We start from the raw sequence: 21,663 nt of genomic DNA, 5'->3' as shown, positions 1-21,663 counted from the left end.
GTCGTTCCAGTGTAGGTCGGAGCGACTACTCGAATCGTACGGTCCCGCGGCCGGGCTGCGGCCGTTTCCCGCCACCGTCGAGGGCCCGTGCCACAGCGATCCGGACGACGCCGGAGCTGTAGCCCTTGCGCATCAGGAAGCCGGACAGCCGGCGTTCTGCCGTGGCCCGGTCGAGCCCGCGCATCTGCGGCGCCCGCTTGTCGGCGAGCTCTTGCGCACGGAGGAACTCGTCGTCCTCGTCGTCGGCGGCTTCGTCGAGTGCGGTGTCGATCGCCACCTGGTCGATGCCCCGTCGGCGGAGCTCCGTCACGACACCCTGTCGACCGAGACCCTTGCGGGCGTGCAGTCGGTCCACCAGGTCGGTGGCGAGGGCGACGTCGTCGAGGAGCCCGACACGGGTCAACCGTTCGATCTCGTGCTCGACCACGTCGGGGTCGAGGTCCTGCTGCAGCAGCAGGGTCCGCATCTCGGACTCACTCACGCCCTTGCGACCGAGCGCGCGCAGGCTGATCCGTTCGGCATCCGCCCGCTGTTCGTCGAGCGGACGCGGTGCGTCGGCCGGGTCGATCTCCTCGCCGCCGGCGATGGAGAACACCGACGCGGTGGTGGCATCAGCGGTCTCGGCGTCGTAGCCGTCCTGCTCCGCACGGCTCGAGCGCCCGCTGCCGTCGCCGATCACGGGCGACACCCACGCTGCCGGCCCCCGGGCACCATGCAGGGGCACCGGCGAATCGGCGTCGAACGATGCGGGGAACTCCTCCGCCCGGCCTTCGTCGGACTCGGGCAGGGCCCAGCCGTCGGAGTCGCGCGGTTCGTCCGGTGACACCGGAGGCTCGGGGATGGCGGGCATCACCGGCGTGACAGGAGCGCGACGACGCGACCTCGCACCGAACAGGTCGGTGACCGGTGCGAGGCCGTCGTCGTCGTGGTCGGTGCTCACGCGCCCTTGCGCTCCGCGAGCTTCGGCGCGATCGACTCGACCGGGGCATCTTCGGCCTTGGCGCCGCCGACGCCGAGCTTGGCGAGGATCTTGCCTTCGATGTCGGCAGCGATCTCGGGGTTCTGGATGAGGAAGGAACGCGAGTTCTCCTTGCCCTGCCCGAGCTGGTCGCCGTCGTAGGTGTACCAGGCACCCGACTTCTTGACGATGCCGTGGTCGACACCGAAGTCGAGCAGCGAGCCTTCGCGCGAGATGCCGACGCCGTACAGGATGTCGAACTCGGCCTGCTTGAAGGGCGGCGCCATCTTGTTCTTGACGACCTTGACGCGTGTGCGGTTGCCCACCGCGTCGGTGCCGCTCTTGAGCGTCTCGATGCGACGGATGTCGAGGCGGACGGACGCGTAGAACTTCAGCGCCTTACCGCCCGAGGTGGTCTCCGGTGAACCGAAGAACACGCCGATCTTCTCGCGCAGCTGGTTGATGAAGATCATCGTGGTCTGCGTCTGGTTCAGGCCACCGGCGAGCTTTCGCAGGGCCTGGGACATGAGGCGGGCCTGCAGACCGACGTGCGAGTCGCCCATCTCGCCCTCGATCTCGGCACGGGGCACGAGGGCCGCGACGGAGTCGATGACGATGAGGTCGATGGAGCCGGAGCGGACCAGCATGTCCGCGATCTCGAGCGCCTGCTCGGCGGTGTCGGGCTGCGACACGAGCAGGGCGTCGATGTCGACACCGAGCTTCTTGGCGTACTCGGGGTCGAGCGCGTGCTCGGCGTCGATGAAGGCCGCGATGCCACCGGCGCGCTGGGCGTTGGCGATGGCGTGGATGGTGAGGGTCGTCTTACCCGACGACTCCGGGCCGTAGATCTCGACGATGCGGCCACGGGGCAGGCCACCGATGCCGAGCGCGACGTCCAGCGCCACCGACCCGGTCTGGATGACGTTGACGGGGGCGCGTTCGTCCGAACCGAGGCGCATGATCGCACCCTTGCCGAACTGCCTGTCGATCTGTGCGAGTGCGGTCTCGAGGGCCTTCTCGCGGTCTGCCGGTGATGGCATGGGGTGCTCCTTCGTGCTCGTGTTCGGCCGCCTGTAGGCTGTCGCGTCCACGCCGGCCGATGGTGCAAGGCCGATGGTTCTGCGACAAGGCTTCGGGCTGTTCCCGATGTCCATCAACCTATGGCGAGCCACCGACATCACTGCCGACGGTCACGCGATCTGTGGATGGAACACCCGGGCGACGCCGCTGTGGAGGAAGCTACCACCGATCGAACACGCGTTCGAGCAACACGCCGAACACAGTTTCGGGTGCTCGGCCCCGCGGAACCGGCTCAGTCCTGGGGTTCGGCCAGGCCCTTGCCGTGCCGACGGTCCATCGGGACGTCCTGCGAGTCGCACAGCGCGTCCCACACCCGGCGGGCGTCGATGCCGGCGGCGAGGGCGTCCACGGCGGAGCGACCGCCGAGCCCTTCGAGCACGACGTCACGGGTGACCACGGAACCGTAGGCCTCACCGAACACCTGGTCGACGGCTCGCCAGAACTCACTCACGCGCATCCGACCAGCCTAGGCGCGTGCTCGCGGGCCGGAACGCAGAACGCCCCCGCCGGGAAGGACCGGCGAGGGCGTTCGGTGCGATGCGCTCAGCGCACCGCGAGGTCGTTGTCGAACTCGGCGACGAGGTCGTCCGGGAGCGTGTCGGGGACGGGGGTCAGCCCCTCGACGATCGCGAGGCGGTCGCCCACTTCGCGCATGATGGTCGAGATGGGCGTGTCCAGAGCATCCGCGACGGACGCGAGGATCTCCGAGCTGGCTTCCTTCTGCCCGCGCTCGACCTCACTGAGGTACCCGAGCGCGACACTGGCCTTGGACGCGACCTGACGGAGGGTCCGGCCCTTCTGCAAGCGGAAGTCCCGGAGCACATCGCCGATTTCCTGACGAACGAGAACCATGAGAACTCCTCCTCTCTGTCGTCTCCGCGCCCGCTCGGTCCGGTGGATCGAGTTCGGGTTCAGCAACAATAGCGTTGCCGGTTGCAGCATGTTAGCCAGGCTGGCTGCCGTACTGCTGGAGATTTCGTGAGATGTAACCCAGTGGAAACGGGACCTATTCCCGGCCCCGGACCTCGGACGACATCCGTGCAAGGAGTTCGGAGACGGCGGCGTGCCGGATTGCCCCTCGGTCACCGTCGAGGTGCAGCTCGAAGGCCTCAGCCCCCGCGGCGGAGGCGATCCCCACGTACACGGTGCCGACGGGCTTGCCGTCCTGCGGATCCGGGCCGGCGACGCCCGTCGTGCTGATCCCCCATGTCGCCGGTTCCCCGTCGACGGACAGCGCGAACCGGACACCGGCGGCCATCTGCCGGGCGACCTCGGGGTGCACGGCGCCCTCGGCCTCGAGCAGCTCCGCCGAGACCCCGAGCACCGAGTGCTTCACGGGCGTCGCGTAGGCCACGACGCCGCCGCGGACGACGGCGCTCGCACCCGGCACGTCGACGAGGGTCGCGACCACGAGGCCGCCGGTCAGCGACTCCGCCACGGCGAGGGTCTCGCCCCGCGCCGTCAGTTCGGCGATGAGTCCCGGTGCGACCGGGACGGGAGGCGCGGCCTGCGTCGAGCGGTCGGGTCCGGTCATGCGGTGGTGCGGTTGTGCTTCCATGCCTGCCAGAGGTAGTCGATCCCGCTCAGGATGGTTGCCAGGAACGCGCCCGTCATCAGGATGCCGTTGACCCAGTGCGCCCAGTCGCCGACCAGGTTCCACCACGGGAACAGCGCCGCGGTCAGGGCGACCGCCTGCAGCACGGTCTTGATCTTGCCGCCGCGGCTGGCCGGGATCACCCGGTCGGAGAGCACCGCGAACCGGAAGACCGTGATGCCGATCTCGCGCACCATGATCAGCACGGTGACGTACCAGGGCAGCTCGGCCAGGATCGACAGCGCGACGAGCGCACCACCGATGAGCACCTTGTCGGCGATCGGGTCGACGAGCTTGCCGAAGTCCGTGACCAGGTTCTGCCGACGGGCGATGATGCCGTCGGCGCTGTCCGTGACGATCGCCACGACGAAGACGACCGCTGCCCAGATGCGCAGGGGTCCGTCGTTGCCGGCGTCGGCGAGCAGCAGGACGAAGAACAGCGGCGCCATCAGGATGCGCACCACCGTGATGATGTTCGCGACGTTCGCGGTCGACGCCGGGCCGGGGCCCTTGCGCAGCAGCCGCCCGCGCCACGGGAACCGTGCGCCGTGCGTGGTGTTCGTGCTGTCCGAGGCGGTCATCGCCGTCACTCCCTGCCCGTCAGTCCCCACGCGTCCTCATCGGGCTCGTCGTGGACTTCATCGTACCCGCGGGTCATGTCCCCGACGGGGTCTGCTCCGTAGCGGTCACCGTCGCCGGACGGCGTCGGGGCCGGCGCTGCCGGAGCGGCCGCGGCGGGCGGCTCCTCGCCGCGGAGCTTCGCGAGCACCGCGGGCAGCTGGTCGGCGGTCACCAGGACGTCGCGGGCCTTCGAACCCTCGGACGGCCCGACGATGTCGCGCGACTCCATCAGGTCCATCAGACGACCGGCCTTGGCGAAGCCGACGCGGAGCTTCCGCTGCAGCATCGACGTCGAACCGAACTGGGTCGACACGACCTGCTCGACGGCCGCGAGCAGCAGTTCGAGGTCGTCTCCGATGTCGGCGTCGATCTCCTTGCGCTCGACCACGGCCTGGACGTCCTGGCGGTACTCGGGCTGCGCCTGCCGCGTGACGTGCTGGACGACCTCGGCGACCTCGCCCTCCTGCACCCAGGCCCCCTGCACGCGGAGCGACTTGGACGAGCCCATCGGCAGGAAGAGCGCGTCGCCCTGACCGATGAGCTTGTCGGCGCCGGGCTGGTCGAGGATGACGCGGGAGTCCGTGACGCTCGTCACCGCGAAGGCGATGCGCGACGGAACGTTCGCCTTGATCAGGCCCGTGATGACGTCGACCGAGGGGCGCTGCGTCGCGAGCACCAGGTGGATACCGGCGGCACGGGCGAGCTGGGTGATGCGGACGATCGACTCCTCGACGTCACGCGGCGCCACGAGCATGAGGTCGGCGAGCTCGTCGACGACGACGAGCAGGTACGGGTACGGCTTGAGCTTCCGCTCGCTGCCCGCCGGCAGGACGATCTCGTTGTTCTCGATCGCCTTGTTGAAGTCGTCGACGTGGCGGAACCCGAACGACGCCAGGTCGTCGTACCGCATGTCCATCTCCTTCACGACCCACTGCAGCGCTTCGGCCGCCTTCTTCGGGTTCGTGATGATGGGCGTGATGAGGTGCGGGACACCGGCGTAGATGGAGAGCTCGACGCGCTTCGGGTCGACCAGGACCATGCGGACCTCGGACGGCTTCGCGCGCATCAGCAGCGACGTGATCATCGAGTTGATGAACACCGACTTGCCGGAACCGGTGGAGCCGGCGACGAGCAGGTGTGGCATCTTCGCCAGGTTCGCGACGACGAAGCCGCCCTCGACGTCCTTGCCGACGCCGATCGTCATCGGGTGCTTCGACTTGCGGGCGGCGTTCGAGCGCAGCACGTCACCGAGCGAGACGATCTCGCGGTCGGTGTTCGGGATCTCGACGCCGATGGCGCTCTTGCCCGGGATCGGCGACAGGATGCGGACTTCGTTCGAGGCGACCGCGTACGACAGGTTCTTCGACAGGGCCGTGACGCGCTCGACCTTGACGCCGGGGCCGAGCTCGATCTCGTACCGGGTCACCGTCGGCCCGCGGGAGAACCCGGTGACCTTCGCGTCGACCTTGAACTCGGTGAGCACCCCGGTGATCGCGGCGACGATGTCGTCGTTCGCCTGGCTCCGCGCCACCGAGGGTGTTCCGGAGCTCAGCGTCGTGGCGGCGGGCAGTCGGTAGGGCTTCGACGGATCGTCGTCGGAACCGGCGGCGGCCGCGCTCAGCTCGGCGGCCGCGTCGATGTCCTCGCGCTCGTCGACGATCTCGGGCTCGGACAGCACCTCGGGCACCGCGGGACGGATGTCGGCCGTCGGCTCCGGCCGCGCGGGGACGTCGGTGCCGAACGCGCGGAGCGCCTGCTCGGCGTCCTGCAGGTCCTGCTCGACGGAGTCGTTGAGGTTGACCGACGCGGGCTCGGCCGGCGTGAGGTCGACGAGCCCGGCGGCGGCACCGGCGTTCGGGCTCACGGCGGGGGAAGCGGGCACGACGGGCGCAGGCGGTGCGACGGCAGCGGCAGCCGGGGCGACCCCGGTGGCCGGCGGCAGCACCGGGCTGTCGTACGCCGGGTCCTCTTCGCGCCCGGACTTGTTCCGGCGCCACCACGGCACGTTGTCCCCACCGGCTTCGGCGTCGGCAGCGGCCTGCTCGTCACCGAACCCGAGGTCGTCGAACAGCTGGAAGTCGGTGTCGCCCTTCTTGCCGCGCTTCGACGTGCGGGCGCGGGCGGCGGGCTCCGCCACGGCGGCGGCGTCGGCCTCGGGTTCTGCTGCGGGGGCCGGGGCGCCGAACAGGTAGGCGTAGAGCTCGTGCAGGCGTCGCCCGAGCTTGTTCGGCGGCGTCTTGGTGATGATGAAGAGCGAGAGCACGAGCAGCACGATCGCCACGGGGACCGCCACCCAGGCGGTCGCGATCGTGACGAGCCAGCCGATGACCACCCAGCCCAGCACCCCACCGGCGGCGGCCAGCGCGGGCATGCCGTCGGCCGCGCTCGGTCGGCCACCGAAGACGTGGCAGAGCGAGGCGATCGACACGATCAGGATGCCCAGGCCGATGCCGATCCGGGTGTTGTCGTGCACCGAGGCCGGGTGCCGGAACAGCCACCCGGCGAACACGATCATGATGACGGGCAGAGCGAACGCCAGGCGGCCGAACAGCCCACCGAACGTGTACGCGTCGAGTGCGACGGAGACGCTGTTCGTCGGGTTGAGCCACTCCACGATCCCGCCGGCGATGGCCAGCAGGAACAGCAGGAACGGGAACCCGTCGCGCCGCTGGTCCTTCTCGAGGGTCTCCTTGCCGAGCAGCCGGAACATCGCGCCGACGCCGTGCGCCATCGCGAGCCAGAAGGTCACGAGCGGGTTCTGCTCGCGGAACACCGGCGTGGGCGCAGCCTGCGGCAGCTTCTTCGTCGTGGCCTGGGTGCGCGACGAACCGCGCGTCCCGTTGCCACGGGACGACGTGGACGCGCGCGAGCGCGTGGTCGACTTGGTGCCTCCGGCCATGGGCAGAACCCTAACGCCCGCTCAGGACAAACGCAGGAAGGCCCGCCGCAGCGCCCGTGACGGACGTTGGACGGGCCTCCAGGGCGGGGCCTGACGCTACGCCTCGATGACCACCGGGACGATCATCGGACGACGACGGTGCTTCGTGTTCACCCAGCGACCGACCGTGCGACGGACGACCTGCGCGAAGGCGTGCGAGTCGCGCGTGCCGTTCGCGGCAGCCTCGGAGATCGCCTTGGCGATCTGCGGGCGGACGTCGTCGAACACGGAGTCGTCCTCGGCGAAGCCACGCGACTGGATCTCCGGGCCGATCACGCACTGCCCGGTGGTGAAGTCCACCGCGCAGAAGATCGAGATGAAGCCCTCTTCCGCCAGGACGCGGCGGTCCTTCAGGTCGGCGTCGGTGATCTCGCCGACGGTGGAGCCGTCGACGTAGACGTAGCCGATGTCGAGCTGACCGGCGACCGTCGCGACGCCGTCCTTCAGGTCGACGACGATGCCGTCCTGCCCGAGGATCACGTTGCGCGGCGGGACGCCCGTCTGGATCGCCAGGTCGGCGTTCGCGTACAGGTGGCGGTGCTCGCCGTGGACGGGGAGCACGTTGCGCGGCCGCAGGATGTTGTAGCAGTAGAGCAGCTCGCCGGCGGAGGCGTGTCCGGAGACGTGCACCTTCGCGTTGCCCTTGTGCACGACCTTCGCGCCGAGCTTGGTCAGCCCGTCGATGACGCGGTACACCGCGTTCTCGTTGCCCGGGATGAGCGACGACGCGAGGATGACGGTGTCGCCCTCGCCGATCTCGATCTGGTGCTCGAGGTTCGCCATGCGGGCCAGGACGGCCATCGGCTCACCCTGCGACCCGGTCGACATGTAGACGATCTGGTCGTCGGGGACGTTCTTCGCCTTCTTCGTGTCGATGAGCACGTTCTCCGGCACCCGCAGGTACCCGAGGTCGGCGGCGATCGTCATGTTGCGGATCATCGAGCGCCCCATGAACGCGACCTTGCGGTTCGCGGCCGCGGCGGCGTCGAGGACCTGCTGCACGCGGTGCACGTGCGACGAGAAGCTCGCCACGACGACCTTCTTGCGGGCGCGCATGATGATGTTCTCGAGCACCGGGCCGATGTCGCGCTCCGGAGCGGTGAAGCCCGGCACGTCGGCGTTCGTGGAGTCCGGCAGGAACAGGTCCACGCCGGCCTCGCCCAGACGGGCGAACGCACGGAGGTCCGTGATGCGGTCGTCCAGCGGGAGCTGGTCCATCTTGAAGTCACCCGTGTGCAGCACACGACCGGCGGGGGTCGTGATCGCGACGGCAAGGGCGTCCGGGATGGAGTGGTTCACGGCGACGAACTCGAGGTGGAACGGGCCGATCTGCTCGGTCTGGTCCTCGGCCACGACGAGCGTGTACGGCTTGATCCGGTGTTCCTTGAGCTTCGCCTCGACCAGCGCGAGGGTCAGCGTGGAGCCGATCAGCGGGATGTCGTCGCGGAGCTTGAGCAGGTACGGGACGGCGCCGATGTGGTCTTCGTGGCCGTGCGTGAGCACGACACCGAGGACGTCGTCGAGGCGGTCCCGGATCGGCGAGAAGTCCGGCAGGATCAGGTCGACGCCGGGCTGGTGCTCCTCGGGGAACAGCACGCCGGCGTCGACGATGAGCAGCTTGCCCTCGTACTCGTAGACGGTCATGTTGCGACCGATCTCGCCGAGGCCCCCGATGGGGACGACGCGGAGGGTGCCGGCTTCGAGCGGCTGCGGTTCGGAGATCTGTGTGGGCATTCGGTCCTACGGATTCGGGCGACGCGCGTGCTGCGCGCCGCGGTGTTCGCTAGCGGGTGGTGCCTGGCACCTTCGGTAGTGCACCGCCGGCCGCCGCGTTGCGGTCGGGGCGGAAGTTCGAGAAGTCGGCGCCGGGCACGTCGCGCACGGCTTCGAGGGAGGTCTCGATGGCGTACGCCTCGGAGTCCTCGGGGCCGACGAGCGGCAGTCGGACGCGCGGGCTGCCGATGCGGCCGAGCCCGTGCAGGATGTACTTCGCGGCCACGGTACCGGGAACGTGCGTCATCACGGCGCGGACGAGCGGCTCGAGTCGCTTGTGCTCGGCCGTCGCGGTGGCCAGGTCGCCCCGGTTCACGGCGTCGACGATCGTGCGGTACGGCGCGCTCGTGATGTTCGCGGTCACGCCGATCAGGCCGGTGGCGCCGATCGACAGGTGCGGGAGCACGTTCGTGTCGTCGCCGGAGAAGTACATGAGGTCGGTGTTGTTCAGCACCCGCGAGACCTCGGCGAAGTCGCCCTTGGCGTCCTTCACGGCGAGGATGTTCGGGTGCTTCGACGCACGCAGGATCGTGTCGTACGTGATCGGGATGCCGGTGCGGCCCGGGATGTCGTACAGGATCACCGGCAGGTCGGTGGCGTCCGCGATCATCCGGAAGTGGGTGAGGACACCCGACTGCGTCGGCTTGTTGTAGTACGGCGTGACGATCATCACGCCGTCCGCGCCGGCCTTCTCGCTCTGCTTGTACAGGTGGATCGCGTGCGCGGTCTCGTTCGAGCCACCGCCCGTGATGATCTTCGCGCGGCCGGCGGCGACGGACTTGCCGACCTCGACCAGACGGAGCTTCTCCGGGTCGGTCAGCGTCGACGTCTCGCCGGTCGTGCCGGTGACGACGATGCCGTCGGCGCCGGCGGTGATGCAGTCGTCGATGTGCTGCTCGACGCCGGGCCAGTCGACCTCGCCGTCGGCCGTGAACGGGGTCACGAGGGCGACGAGGACCTGACCGAAGGGATTCTCACGCGGGGACACGGGCACCAGCGTACCGGGGATGCGCGCGAGGACCGCCGTCCGTGTGGACGGTGGACCGCCTGCGGCGCGGCCGGGAGGCCCGGATCACGTCCGTCCCGCCGGTCACGCCCGCCGACACCGGGCACTCAGGCGCGGCGCTGCCACTCCAGGAACCGGTAGCGGGTGCCCGTGCGGGACTCCTGCCAGGGGCCCTCGTCGGCGAGCGTCCAGCCGGCAGCCTCGCCGAGCGTGGGTGCGACGGTGTCCCCCGCCACGTCGACGTCGATCAGGGTCTCGGAGACGTGGTCGGCCGCGTCGAGTGCGGCGTCGTACACCTGGCCGCCGCCGATGACCCAGACGGTCTCGTCGGTGTCGAGGGCGGCCTGCAGGTCGTGCACGACCTCGGCGCCGTCGGCCGTCCACGTCGCGTCACGCGTGAGCACGACGTTGCGGCGACCGGGCAGCGGCCGGAAGCGCTCGGGCAGGGACTCCCAGGTGCGTCGGCCCATCAGCACGGTCGCGTCGCCGGTGACCTGCTTGAAATGCGCCAGGTCCTCGGGCACGTGCCAGGGCATGCCGCCGTCGGCACCGATGACACCGGTGGTCGAGCGGGCCCAGACCATGCCGATCATCAGACGGCGACCGCAGCCTTGATCGCCGGGTGGTGCTCGTAGCCGACGACGGTGAAGTCCTCGTACTCGTAGTCGTCGATCGAGTCGCGCGGTGCGAGCTCGAGCGTCGGCATCGGGTACGCCGTGCGGGACAGCTGCTCCTCGACCTGTTCGACGTGATTGTCGTAGATGTGGCAGTCGCCGCCGGTCCAGACGAAGTCGCCGACCTCGAGCCCGGTCTGCGCCGCGATCATGTGGGTCAGCAGCGCGTACGAGGCGATGTTGAACGGGACGCCGAGGAACATGTCGGCGCTCCGCTGGTAGAGCTGGCACGAGAGCTTGCCGTCGTTCACGGAGAACTGGAAGAACGCGTGGCACGGGGCGAGCGCCATGTCCGGCACGTCGGCGACGTTCCACGCCGAGACGATGAGCCGGCGGCTGTCCGGGTTGGTCGTGATCTGCTCGATGACCTGGGCGATCTGGTCGACGTGCTCACCCGAGGGGGTGGGCCACGAGCGCCACTGGACGCCGTACACCGGGCCGAGGTCGCCGTCGGCGTCCGCCCACTCGTTCCAGATCCGGACACCGTGCTCCTGCAGCCAGGTCGCGTTGCCCTCGCCGCGCAGGAACCAGAGGAGCTCGTACGCGACCGACTTGAAGTGCACGCGCTTCGTGCTGACGAGGGGGAACCCCTTCGACAGGTCGTAGCGGAGCTGCGCACCGAACAGGCTGCGGGTGCCGGTGCCGGTGCGGTCGCCCTTCGGCGAACCCTCGGTCAGGACCCGGCGGAGCAGGTCTTCGTAGGGGGTCGGGACGGAGGCGTCGGGCTGTACGGTCTCGCTGTCGGTCACACACAGAAGCCTACGTCGGTGTGAGTAGCGTTGCGGGCATGCCCGACACGACGGAACAACCGCTCTCGATCCTGGTGGCCGGCTCGTCCGGGTTCATCGGGACGCCCCTCGTCCGCGCCCTGCGCGAGGCGGGGCACCACGTCACCACGCTCGTCCGCCGCGAAGCGCGCACCGCGACCGAGTTCCGCTGGGCGCCGGGGCGGCGTCCGCTCGACCCGGCGATCCTCGACGGCGCCGACGTGGTGATCAACCTGGCCGGCGCGAACATCGGCAAGCTGCCGTGGACGGACGCCTACCGCAAGGAGATCCGCAGCTCGCGCATCGACGCCACCGACACCCTGGTCGAGGCGATGCGGCACGCCGCCACTCCCCCGGCGCTGTTCCTGTCGGGCTCGGCCTCGGGCGTCTACGGCGACCGCCCCGCCGACGTGCTGCAGGACGACGCCGCCCCGGGCACGGGCTTCCTCGCCGACGTCTGCACCGCGTGGGAGGCCGCCGCGAACGCCGCTCCCGCCGGGGTGCGCGTCGTCACGCTCCGTACCGGCATCGTCATCGGCAAGGGCGGCGGTGCACTCGCGCCGCTCGTCCCGCTGACCAAGCTCGGCGTCGGCAGCCGGCTGGGCACCGGTGGCCAGCACTGGCCGTGGATCGCGCTCGAGGACGAGGTGGGCGCGATCGTGCACCTGGCGACCGCGGCCCCGGACGTCTCCGGCCCGGTGAACCTGGCGGGTCCTGAGCCCGTCGTCGCCGACCGCATCACGAAGCACGTCGCCGAGGTCTTGCACCGCCCGTACCTGTTCCGGATCCCCGAGTTCGCCCTGCGCCTGGCGCTGCGCGACGCCGCCGACGACATGCTCCTGTCGAGCCAGCGGATGGTCCCGACGAAGCTGCTCGAGTCCGGCTACACGTTCCGGTACACGCAGGCGGCGGACGCGATCGACGCCGTCTTCTGATCCGACGCCGACCCCGGGGTCAGCGGTCGGCGGCGCGCGCCAGGGCGGTGCGCATCGCCGATCGTGCACGCTTGCGGTCACCGGCGGCGTCGTAGACCACACCGAGCCGGTACCAGGCACGCCAGTCGCCCGGGTCCTGCTCGACCGCGTCGCGGTACCGCGGGAACAGCTCGTCGGCGGCGTCGCGGATCGGTCGACCGGAGGGCCGCACCGGGACGACGTCGTCCGGGGTGCCGCCCTCGGCCTCGAGGCGTGCACCGAGCCGGGTGATGCGGATGCCGAAACGGAACTCGAGCACGAGCAGCATCGCCCCGATCGCGGCGACGACGAACAGCGCGACGCCGATGCCGATGCCGATCGGGATCCCGGTCGCGATGAAGGCGACGGCGCGCTGCCCGACGAGCACGATGTACAGGGCGAGCAGCACCGCCATCAGCGCCGCACCCCAGAACGGCGAGCGGATCGTGCGTCCGGCCCGCTCCATCCGACCCACGGCGGTCAGCCGATGCCGAGGACGCTGCCGAGGCCCACGGTGAGGCCCCGCGCCGACACCACGTTCGCCAGCGCCGCACGGATGCCCGCGACGTAGGCGACGTCGTCGTTGGTGTCGTGCCGGATCGTCAGCGTCTCGCCGGGGCCGCTCAGCACGACGTCCTGCACGGCCTTCACCCCGGGGAGCCGGAGCGAGTGGATGGGCACGCTGGCGACCTGCTGGCCGCGGGCGCGCTGGTCGACGTGCGGGGCGTCCACGGGGCCGACCTCGCGCCGGGCGTCGGCCATCAGCTCGGCGGTGCGCACCGCGGTGCCCGAGGGCGAGTCGATCTTGCCGGCGTGGTGGGTCTCGACGATCTCGGCGGCGGGGAACCACGGGGCCGCGATCGTCGCCAGGTGCGTGCCGAGCACGGAGCCGATCGAGAAGTTCGGGACCACGAGCACCCCCTGGTCCGGGCGTTCCTGCAGCCCGGTGCGGAGCTTGGCGAGCCGGTCGAGCGACCAGCCGGAGGTGCCGACGAGCACGTTCGCGCCGCTCGAGAGCGCGTTCTCCACGATCGCCGGGCTGAGCGACGGCACCGTCACGTCGACCACCAGGGCCGCGCCGCCGAAGACCGACGGCGGCGCCTCGTGCGCGCCGTCCTTCGACGACAGGCGGGCGACGAGCGCGAACTCCGGGAGTTCCTCGACGACGGACGCCACGAGGCCCCCGAGACGACCGGTGGCGCCGACGACGGCGACGGGAGTGACCATGCGGTCCATCCTAGGATCGACGCATGTCAGTCGAGGTCAGGACCGTGCCGGCCGATCTGCCCGAGGTCGACGCGCTGCTCGATGCGTACCTGGACGAGCGCGAGGCGACGTTCCCGAGCGCGCAGGGCACGTACTCGCGGAAGCGCACCCCCGCAGCCGAGTTCACGCCGCCGAACGGGGTGTTCGCCGTGGCGTACGACGACGGCGTCGCGGTCGGCTGCGGCGGCCTCCGTCGGATCGCGGACGGGGTCGACGCGACCGGCGCCGTCGACGTCCGGTTCGAGGTCAAGCACGTCTTCGTGGCGCCGGCCGGGCGCGGCACGGGCGTGGCGACGGCCGTGATGGACCTGCTCGAGCGGGCCGGGGCCGACCTGGGTGCGACGAGCATCGTCCTCGACACGAACGACTCGCTCGTGGCGGCGGGCGCGATGTACCGCGGCCGCGGGTACCGGCGGGTCGAGCCGTTCAACGACAACCCGAACGCCACCGCCTGGTACCGCAAGCCGATCGTCTGAGCCGCCACGGGCCTCCCGTCCGCCCCGCCGCCGCGGACCGGACGGGCAGCCGCTAGACGGGCTGGTCGACCGGGAGACCGGTGCGCAGCTCCACCGGCAGGTGGGCCAGGTCGTTCAGGGTGACGACCTCGGCGGGCTTCGCCGACCGGATCCGGATGATCGTGAGCGCGGTGTGGGCGACGTTCGTGCCCATCCAGCGCCACTCGGGGGCCTGGAACGCCTCACGCACGAACCAGCCGATCACGGCGTTGTGGGTGATCAGCAGGTCGTGCCGGTCCTCGCGCGCCGGGGTGAACCACTCCGACACGGCGTCGCCCATCTGGGCCTGCCCGGCGACGATCTCCTCTTCGGTGATGCCGCCGTACCAGCCCTGGTAGGCGTGCGGCATGTCCGGGGTCGGGCCCGAGGGGATGCAGTCGAACAGCAGGGTGGAGGGCTCGGGCTGGATCGACGGCAGGCGCTGCGACAGGAACGCGGCGGTCTCGCTCGGGGCCTCGAGCGGCGAGTGGTACACGCCGTCGAAGGGCACGCCGCCGAGACGGTCCGCGATCAGGGTCGCCTGGCGCTTGCCGCGTTCGGAGAGCTTGCCGTCCCGCAGGCCGTGTTCGGCGTCCTGGTGTTCGCCGTGCCGGACGAGGTACAGGTAGTGCGACATGTCCGTGCTCAGCTGCCGATCCCGATGGCCGCGGCGAGTTCGTCCTGCTGCACGGCACCGACGACCGAGGTGATCGTCGGCCGGGTCAGCAGGTCGCGCGCGAGTTCGAGCACGCCGTCGGTCGTGACACCGTCGACACGCTCGAGCGCCGTCGACAGGTCGGTGTACTCGCCGGTGCCGAGCTCGGAACGGCCGAGCCGGGTCATGCGGGCGTCGGAGTCCTCGAGCGAGAGCGTCAGCGCGCCCTCGATCTGGCCCTTGGCACGTCGGAGCTCGTCGTCGGTGATGCCGTGGTCGACCATCCGGCGGAACTCGGCGTCGACGATGTCGATGACTCCGGCGACGTTGTCCGGCGCGCACCCGGCGTAGACACCGAAGGCGCCGTTGTCCAGGTACGCGGGGGCGAACGACGACACCGCGTAGGCCAGACCGCGGCGCTCGCGCACTTCTTGGAACAGGCGCGAGCTCATGCCACCACCGAGCACGGCGTTCAGGACGCTGAGCGAGGGACGGCGGTCGTCGCGCAGGTCGAGGCCCTGCGAGCCGCGGAGCATGCTGACCTGCTCGGTCGGGCGGTGCACCACGGACAGCTTCGCCTCGACCGGGTCGGCCACGGTCTCGGGCGTGCGGCGCGGCAGCGGCTCGGCGTCGGGGGCATCGTGGAAGACGCCGGCGACGAGTTCGCAGAACCGGTCGTGGTCGACGGCCCCGGCGGCGGTCACCACGATGCCGTTCGGTGCGTAGTGCTCGCGGTAGTGGGCCAGCACCTCGTCGCGCTGGACCGCACGGATGCTGTCCGGGGTCCCGCCGATGGGACGGCCGAGGGGGTGACCGCCGAAGGCCGCGGCGAAGAACGCCTCGCCCGCGACGTCGGCCGGGTCGTCGGCGGCCATCGCGAGTTCTTCGAGGATGACCCCGCGCTCCACGGCGAAGGCGTCCGGTTCGAGCACCGAGCCGGTGACCATGTCACCGATGACGTTCACGGCCATCGGGACGTCGGTGTCCCGGACCCGTGCGTAGTAGCAGGTGTACTCCTTGGCGGTCGCAGCGTTGTGCTCACCGCCGACCGAGTCGAACGCGATGGCGATGTCGAGCGCCGATCGGGTCTCGGTGCCCTTGAAGAGCAGGTGTTCGAGGAAGTGGGTCGACCCGAACTGCCCGTCGCGCTCGTCACGCGAACCGACGCCGACCCAGAACCCGATGCTCGTCGACGCGGCGCCCGGCACCGCCTCGGTCAGCACACGGACACCCGAGGGCAGCACGGTGCGACGGACGAAGGCCCCGCCGGACGTCAGGAACGACGTGTCCGGGGCCCCGAGCGGCAGTGGCACTGGCTGGTTCATCGCAGACGAGCCTACTGATCCGTCGATGCCTCCCGCCCAGTTTCCCGGTCTCGGTCGCGTGCCACTCGAAGTGGGGTACAGAAAATGTGGACAGACCGACTCGTCTGTCTGTCCTCCTTGTGCTACTGTTGGTCACGCCGGATCGAAAGCCCCCCTAAGTTCCGATCCGGCGGCTCGGGACATCAGTCCTGCGCGACCACCGAGTCCCCCCACTCCGGTCGCGGAGCCGATGAGTCCGAGGAGTACACGCTGTGACGGTCGATTCCCCCCAACCGGCCGTCCAGCGTCTCCCCGGCCCGAGCACGAACCTCGCGTCGCCGGACGGGTCGAGCGTCCCCCCGACTCCCCGCTCCGGCGGCGCGAAGGTCCGTGTCCTCGAGACCGCCACGCGGCTCTTCTACGAAGAGGGCATCCACAGCGTCGGCGTCGACCGCCTCATCTCCGAGGCGAGCGTCACGAAGGCGACGTTCTACAAGCACTACGGGTCGAAGGACAACCTGATCCTCGCCTACATCCGCACCCAGCACGAGCGCGTGCAGGAGCGGATGGAGCAGCTGATCGCCGACGCCGGCTCCCCCGACCGGGCCGTCCGCGCGTGGGTCGCCGCACTGGCCGACGACGTCAACGACCCGGCGTTCCGCGGCTGTGCGTTCCTGCACGCCGCCGCCGAGTACCACGACCCGCGCGATCCTGTCCGCCAGGTCGTCGCCGTGCACCGCGACTGGTACACCGAGCGACTCGCGACCCTGCTGCAGGAGGCCGGACACCCCCTGCCCGGCGACGGCGCGGACGAGCTCATGCTCGCGCGTGACGGTGCGATGGCCGGCGCGTACGCCGGTGACGCGATCGCCGCCACCGCTGCGCTCAACCGCGTGGTCGACCGAGTACTCGCGGGCTGACGCCCGGCTGTCGCCGGATCTGTCGCTCCGGCGGGGCGGTCGAGGCGACCGCCATCGGACGGGAGGCCCGTGGCGGGCCCGCACCGTGCCTCCAGGCCGTCGCGTGCGAACTCCCACAGCCCCGCGCGCGCACCGAGCGCAGCCCGAGCCGGCGGGTGTTGGCTTGGGGCATGGCCAACGACCCCAACTGGAACCTGCCCGACGTCCCGTCCTTCACCCTGACGAGCCCCGACTTCACCGACGGAGGCGAGCTGCCCACCTCGGCACGCGGCTCCGACGTCGGCGGTGAGGACCGCTCCCCCGCACTCGAGTGGTCGGACGCACCCGAGGGCACGAAGAGCTTCGTCCTGACCGTCTACGACCCCGATGCCCCGACCGGCTCCGGCTTCTGGCACTGGAGCCTGACGGACATCCCGGGCTCGGCGACCTCGCTCCCCGCAGGCGCCGGCACCGACGACGCCCTGCTGCCCGCCGAGGCGCTCCGCCGCCGTAACGAGTTCGGCACGGACACGTTCCTCGGGGCCGCTCCGCCCGCGGGCCACGGTGTGCACCGCTACTTCTTCACGCTGAGCGCCCTCGACGTCCCCGTGCTCGAGGTCCCGGCCGACGCGACCCCCGCGGTCGTGGGCTTCATGCTCCGCGGGCACCTGCTCGGGCGCGCGCAGCTCATGGGCACGCAGGAGACCCCCGCGGCCTGACCGGCACGTGGCACGGCGCGGCGTTCTTTCGCGCACAGCGACAGTTCACGCGGCGCCGTGCCCGTGAGGTGTCGCTGACCGCGAGAGCACGCGCGGCCAACACGCACATTCGCCCCGCAACGGCGAACGGCCGCCGCCCCGGAGGGGACGGCGGCCGTTCGTGCGTCAGGACGCGGGAGAGGATCAGCCCTCGGCCGGGTCCTCGGCGTGGGCGCGGACCGTCTCGGCCGAGGTGGAGTCACCCTCGGTCTCGTCGGCCACGACCGGCGCGAGCGACAGCTTGCCGCGGTCGTCCACCTTGGTGACCTCGACCAGGACCTTCTGGCCGACGCCCAGGACGTCCTCGACGTTCTCGACACGCTTGCCACCGGCGAGCTTGCGCACCTCGGAGACGTGGAGCAGACCGTCACGGCCCGGGAGCAGCGACACGAAGGCGCCGAAGGTGGCGATCTTCACGACGGTGCCGAGGAACTGGTCCCCGATCTCCGGGTTGGTCGGGTTGGCGATCGCGTTGACCTGGGCACGAGCGGCCTCGGCCGACGGACCGTCGACGGCGCCGATGTAGACGGTGCCGTTGTCCTCGATCGAGATGTCGGCACCGGTGGTGTCCTGGATGCCGTTGATCGTCTTGCCCTTCGGGCCGATCAGCTCGCCGATCTTGTCGACGGGGATCTGCACCGAGATGACGCGAGGAGCGGTGTCCGCCATCTCGTCGGGGGCGTCGATGGCCTCGTTCAGCACACCGAGGATGGCCGAGCGGGCCTCCTTGGCCTGCTTGAGCGCCGCGTCGAGCACCGTCGACGGGATGCCGTCGAGCTTGGTGTCGAGCTGGATCGCGGTGACGAACTCCGAGGTACCGGCGACCTTGAAGTCCATGTCGCCGAGGGCGTCTTCCGCGCCGAGGATGTCGGTCAGGGCCGCGTAGCGGGTCTGACCGTCGACGGTGTCGGAGACCAAGCCCATCGCGATGCCGGCGACCGGGGCCTTGAGGGGCACACCGGCGTTGAGCAGCGACAGGGTCGAGGCGCAGACGGAACCCATCGAGGTCGAGCCGTTGGAGCTGAGCGCCTCGGAGACCTGACGGATGGCGTACGGGAACTCGTCGCGCGACGGCAGCACCGGCACGAGGGCGCGCTCGGCGAGGAAGCCGTGCCCGATCTCGCGACGCTTCGGCGAACCCACACGGCCGGTCTCACCGGTCGAGTAGGGCGGGAAGTTGTAGTGGTGCAGGTAGCGCTTCTTCGTGACGGGCGACAGCGAGTCGATCTGCTGCTCCATCTTGAGCATGTTCAGCGTGGTGACGCCGAGGATCTGCGTCTCGCCGCGCTGGAAGATCGCCGAACCGTGGACGCGCGGGATCACGGCGACCTCGGCGTCGAGCGGACGGATGTCGGCGAGGCCACGGCCGTCCATGCGGATCTGCTCGGTCAGGATGCGGCCGCGGACGACCTTCTTCGTGACCGACTTGTACGCGGCGCTGACCTGCGAGTTGGCGACCTCGGGCAGCGAGCCCGCGGTGACCTGCTCCGCGATGGCGGCCTTGACGCGCGACTTGAGCGCGTCGTCGGCGTCCTGACGCTCGGTCTTGGCGGCGATCTTGTAGACGTCACCGAGCTCGGAGAGCGCGAGTGCCTCGACAGCCGAGTAGAGCTCGGGCGCGTAGGGCGGGAAGACCGGGAAGTCCTGGATCTCCTTGGCCGACTGCGCGGCGAGCTTGGCCTGCGCGTCGACGAGCGACTTGAGGAACGGCTTCGCCGCCTCGAGACCCTGGGCGACGATGGCCTCGTCGGGCTTGGTGGCCCCGCCCTGGATGAGGTCCCAGGCGTGCTCGGTGGCTTCGGCCTCGACCATCATGATCGCGACGTCCTCGTTGCCGGCCTCGTCCGTGACGACACGACCGGCGACGGTCAGGTCGAACACGGCGTCGGCGAGCTGCGAGGCCTTCGGGAACGCGACCCACTGGTCACCGATGAGCGCGAGGCGCACACCGGCGATCGGGCCGGAGAACGGCAGACCGGAGATCTGCGTCGACGCGGACGCGGCGTTGATCGCCAGCGCGTCGTAGAACTCGTCCGGAGCGATGCTCAGGACGGTGATGACGATCTGCACCTCGTTGCGGAGGCCGTCGACGAACGACGGACGCAGCGGCCGGTCGATGAGACGGCAGACGAGGATGGCCTCGGTCGACGGACGGCCTTCACGACGGAAGAACGAACCGGGGATCTTGCCGGCGGCGTAGGAGCGTTCCTCGACGTCGACGGTCAGCGGGAAGAAGTCGAAGCCCTCACGCGGGTGCTTGCCGGCGCTGGTGGCCGAGAGGAGCATCGTTTCCTCGTCCAGGTACGCGGCGACCGCGCCCTGGGCCTGCTGTGCGAGCCGACCGGTCTCGAACCGGACGGTGCGCTTGCCGTACTTGCCGTTGTCGATGACGGCTTCGGCGAACTTGATCTCGGGACCCTCCAAAAGGGCGCCTCCTTGATGTGTTTCCGGCAGGCCATGGCGACGGCACTCGATGGTGCGTGCGCGCCGATCGTTCCGGACGCATGTCTGGCCAGCAGTAGAAGCACTCGGGAAACCGTTCCGGCCCGCGAGCCACCACCGATGACCAGCTCCGTGCCCGGCCTGCGCAGTGTTGTGTGTGACGTCCGGGGAATGAGTCCTCGGACACGATGGACTTTACCAGTCCTCAGGCTGTCGGCGGCGCGGCTCGCTGGACTCATGGTGAACATCGGTAGCCTGCCCACATGCGCTTCACCCCCTCGCGGGGCGTGCTCGTCGCGGCCGCCGTGGTCGTCGGCGCGCTCGTCGCCCCGGCCCTGACCGCTGCCCCCGCGAACGCCACCGAGTACCCCACGTGGCAGGACGTCCAGCGCGCCAAGGGCAACGAGACCGCGAAGCGCGCCGAGGTGCAGAAGGTGCAGGCCGCACTGCAGTCGGCACAGGACGAAGCAGCCGCGAAGTCACAGGCCGCCCTGGTGGCCTCGTCGAAGGCGGACGCGGCCGAGGCGGAGTTGGCGTCGGCCACCCAGGCCGCCACGAGCCTCCAGGCCCAGGCGCAGCACGCGAGCGAGACCGCGGACCGGGCCCAGCAGCGGGCCGGCCAACTGGCCGCGAACCTGTACCGCGACGGCAGCACGAACCAGATGACCACCCGCATCGCGACCGCGAAGAACCCGGACCAGCTGCTCTACCAGCTCGGCGCGCTCGACCAGCTGTCGGAGACCTGGGCCGGCGTCATGGACGAGGCGTCCGTCGCGGCCGGCACGGCGTCGTCGCTGCACGAGCAGGCCGAGCGGGCCGAGACGGAACGCGCGACGCGCGCGCAGGCGGCCGAGGAACGCTCGGCCGCGGCGAAGTCGGCGGAACAGGCGGCGGACGCCGCCGTCGAGTCGACGGAGCAGCACAGCGACGAGCTGTACGCGCAGCTCGCGTCGCTCAAGGACAGCACCGCGAAGCAGGAGGCCGGGTACGAGCTCGGCCAGCGGGTCGCCGCGCAGAAGGCGGAGCAGCAGCGCAAGCGGGCTGCAGCGGCGGCGGCCGAGGCGGCGGCGAACGCGAACGCGGCGAACGCCAGCAGCAGCGCGTCCAGCGGCGGCGCGACCAGCGGCGGCACCGGCTCGTCCTACCCGAGCACCGGGGGCGTCGCCGTGGACCCCGCGGCCGCACAGGCCTACGCGCGGAGCGCGCTCGGGGCGTACGGGTGGGGCTCCGACCAGTTCTCGTGCCTGGTGTCGCTCTGGACGCAGGAGTCCGGGTGGCGGGCGAACGCCCTCAACTCCTCGAGCGGCGCCTACGGCATCCCGCAGTCGCTCCCGGCCGAGAAGATGGCGGTCGCCGGAGCCGACTGGCGCACCAACGCGAACACGCAGATCGACTGGGGGCTCGCGTACATCAAGAGCGCCTACGGCTCACCCTGCGGGGCGTGGGGTCACGAGATGAGCGTCAACCCGCACTGGTACTGA

The 21,663-nt window shown here is 70.6% G+C and carries 21 protein-coding genes; 5 read left to right on the top strand and 16 right to left on the bottom strand.

Features of this window, described 5'->3' with window-relative positions; translation table 11 throughout:
- Window positions 1–25: 25 nt before the first annotated feature.
- The 11 genes from FFG40_RS08605 to FFG40_RS08555 form a co-directional block, all read right to left on the bottom strand.
- Window positions 26–940, bottom strand: coding sequence for a regulatory protein RecX (locus tag FFG40_RS08605; RefSeq protein WP_138802882.1), 915 nt, complete (start codon window positions 938–940; stop codon window positions 26–28).
- The gene (gene recA, locus FFG40_RS08600; protein WP_027464767.1) at window positions 937–1,998 is read right to left on the bottom strand and encodes a recombinase RecA; all 1,062 of its coding nucleotides are present in this window, start codon (window positions 1,996–1,998) and stop codon (window positions 937–939) included. Before recA ends, FFG40_RS08605 begins: the two co-directional genes overlap by 4 nt.
- Before the next feature lie 272 nt (window positions 1,999–2,270).
- Window positions 2,271–2,495 (bottom strand): DUF3046 domain-containing protein, encoded by a 225-nt coding sequence (locus FFG40_RS08595; RefSeq protein ID WP_017885915.1) that lies wholly within the window; start codon window positions 2,493–2,495, stop codon window positions 2,271–2,273.
- 86 nt (window positions 2,496–2,581) lie between these two features.
- Window positions 2,582–2,890, bottom strand: a complete 309-nt coding sequence (locus FFG40_RS08590) for a helix-turn-helix domain-containing protein (protein ID WP_027464765.1) — start codon at window positions 2,888–2,890, stop codon at window positions 2,582–2,584.
- 154 nt (window positions 2,891–3,044) lie between these two features.
- Window positions 3,045–3,572, bottom strand: coding sequence for a CinA family protein (locus FFG40_RS08585; protein WP_138802881.1), 528 nt, complete (start codon window positions 3,570–3,572; stop codon window positions 3,045–3,047).
- Window positions 3,569–4,213, bottom strand: coding sequence for a CDP-diacylglycerol--glycerol-3-phosphate 3-phosphatidyltransferase (gene pgsA, locus FFG40_RS08580; RefSeq protein ID WP_185974141.1), 645 nt, complete (start codon window positions 4,211–4,213; stop codon window positions 3,569–3,571). The genes FFG40_RS08585 and pgsA overlap by 4 nt, the downstream gene beginning before the upstream one ends.
- A 5-nt stretch (window positions 4,214–4,218) precedes the next feature.
- On the bottom strand, window positions 4,219–7,152 hold the full coding sequence (locus FFG40_RS08575; protein ID WP_138802879.1) for a DNA translocase FtsK: 2,934 nt from the start codon (window positions 7,150–7,152) through the stop codon (window positions 4,219–4,221).
- 96 nt (window positions 7,153–7,248) lie between these two features.
- A complete protein-coding gene (locus FFG40_RS08570) occupies window positions 7,249–8,925 on the bottom strand; it encodes a ribonuclease J (RefSeq protein ID WP_027464761.1) in 1,677 nt (558 codons plus the stop codon).
- A 49-nt stretch (window positions 8,926–8,974) separates the two neighbouring features.
- On the bottom strand, window positions 8,975–9,952 hold the full coding sequence (gene dapA / locus FFG40_RS08565) for a 4-hydroxy-tetrahydrodipicolinate synthase (protein WP_017885921.1): 978 nt from the start codon (window positions 9,950–9,952) through the stop codon (window positions 8,975–8,977).
- A gap of 125 nt (window positions 9,953–10,077) precedes the next feature.
- Entirely contained in the window at window positions 10,078–10,563 is a 486-nt protein-coding gene (locus tag FFG40_RS08560) for a dihydrofolate reductase (RefSeq protein ID WP_035807690.1), read from the bottom strand.
- Window positions 10,563–11,393: a thymidylate synthase gene (locus FFG40_RS08555; RefSeq protein ID WP_138802878.1), complete on the bottom strand. Its 831-nt coding sequence runs from the start codon at window positions 11,391–11,393 to the stop codon at window positions 10,563–10,565. The genes FFG40_RS08560 and FFG40_RS08555 overlap by 1 nt, the downstream gene beginning before the upstream one ends.
- Before the next feature lie 38 nt (window positions 11,394–11,431).
- Here FFG40_RS08555 and FFG40_RS08550 point away from each other — a divergent pair, with 38 nt between their 5' ends.
- On the top strand, window positions 11,432–12,346 hold the full coding sequence (locus FFG40_RS08550; RefSeq protein ID WP_110864735.1) for a TIGR01777 family oxidoreductase: 915 nt from the start codon (window positions 11,432–11,434) through the stop codon (window positions 12,344–12,346).
- A gap of 19 nt (window positions 12,347–12,365) precedes the next feature.
- Here FFG40_RS08550 and FFG40_RS08545 read toward each other — a convergent pair whose 3' ends face one another.
- Together FFG40_RS08545 and FFG40_RS08540 are read right to left on the bottom strand one after the other, a co-directional pair.
- Window positions 12,366–12,830 (bottom strand): tetratricopeptide repeat protein, encoded by a 465-nt coding sequence (locus FFG40_RS08545; RefSeq protein WP_138802877.1) that lies wholly within the window; start codon window positions 12,828–12,830, stop codon window positions 12,366–12,368.
- Window positions 12,831–12,844: 14 nt separating this feature from the next.
- Entirely contained in the window at window positions 12,845–13,591 is a 747-nt protein-coding gene (locus FFG40_RS08540; RefSeq protein WP_260678832.1) for a 4-hydroxy-tetrahydrodipicolinate reductase, read from the bottom strand.
- 23 nt (window positions 13,592–13,614) lie between these two features.
- On the opposite strand from FFG40_RS08540, the gene FFG40_RS08535 reads away from it, so the two are divergent.
- Window positions 13,615–14,106, top strand: a complete 492-nt coding sequence (locus FFG40_RS08535; RefSeq protein WP_138802875.1) for a GNAT family N-acetyltransferase — start codon at window positions 13,615–13,617, stop codon at window positions 14,104–14,106.
- 52 nt (window positions 14,107–14,158) lie between these two features.
- Here the strand turns inward: FFG40_RS08535 and FFG40_RS08530 are convergent, their stop codons facing one another.
- Both FFG40_RS08530 and FFG40_RS08525 read right to left on the bottom strand, forming a co-directional pair.
- Window positions 14,159–14,761 carry a histidine phosphatase family protein gene (locus FFG40_RS08530; protein WP_027464756.1) on the bottom strand — a complete coding sequence of 201 codons (603 nt, stop codon included), beginning with the start codon at window positions 14,759–14,761 and terminating at the stop codon, window positions 14,159–14,161.
- Between the two features lie 8 nt (window positions 14,762–14,769).
- A complete protein-coding gene (locus FFG40_RS08525; RefSeq protein WP_071245003.1) occupies window positions 14,770–16,104 on the bottom strand; it encodes a pitrilysin family protein in 1,335 nt (444 codons plus the stop codon).
- Window positions 16,105–16,355: 251 nt separating this feature from the next.
- Between FFG40_RS08525 and FFG40_RS08520 the strand changes: the two genes are divergently transcribed.
- Both FFG40_RS08520 and FFG40_RS08515 read left to right on the top strand, forming a co-directional pair.
- On the top strand, window positions 16,356–17,003 hold the full coding sequence (locus FFG40_RS08520; RefSeq protein ID WP_110859266.1) for a TetR/AcrR family transcriptional regulator: 648 nt from the start codon (window positions 16,356–16,358) through the stop codon (window positions 17,001–17,003).
- Window positions 17,004–17,173: 170 nt separating this feature from the next.
- Complete coding sequence (locus FFG40_RS08515) at window positions 17,174–17,701, top strand: YbhB/YbcL family Raf kinase inhibitor-like protein (RefSeq protein ID WP_111033188.1); 528 nt, start codon at window positions 17,174–17,176, stop codon at window positions 17,699–17,701.
- A 183-nt stretch (window positions 17,702–17,884) separates the two neighbouring features.
- On the opposite strand, the gene FFG40_RS08510 is transcribed toward FFG40_RS08515, so the two are convergent.
- On the bottom strand, window positions 17,885–20,164 hold the full coding sequence (locus FFG40_RS08510) for a polyribonucleotide nucleotidyltransferase (protein WP_138802874.1): 2,280 nt from the start codon (window positions 20,162–20,164) through the stop codon (window positions 17,885–17,887).
- A 281-nt stretch (window positions 20,165–20,445) separates the two neighbouring features.
- Here FFG40_RS08510 and FFG40_RS08505 point away from each other — a divergent pair, with 281 nt between their 5' ends.
- Window positions 20,446–21,663, top strand: a complete 1,218-nt coding sequence (locus tag FFG40_RS08505) for a hypothetical protein (RefSeq protein WP_138802873.1) — start codon at window positions 20,446–20,448, stop codon at window positions 21,661–21,663.

Origin of the sequence: Curtobacterium sp. KBS0715, from assembly GCF_005938005.2 — a bacterium.
GTDB classification, from domain to species: domain Bacteria; phylum Actinomycetota; class Actinomycetes; order Actinomycetales; family Microbacteriaceae; genus Curtobacterium; species Curtobacterium flaccumfaciens.
Note: the sequence above shows the minus strand (reverse complement) of the source record. Positions and strands in the feature narration are given on the sequence as shown.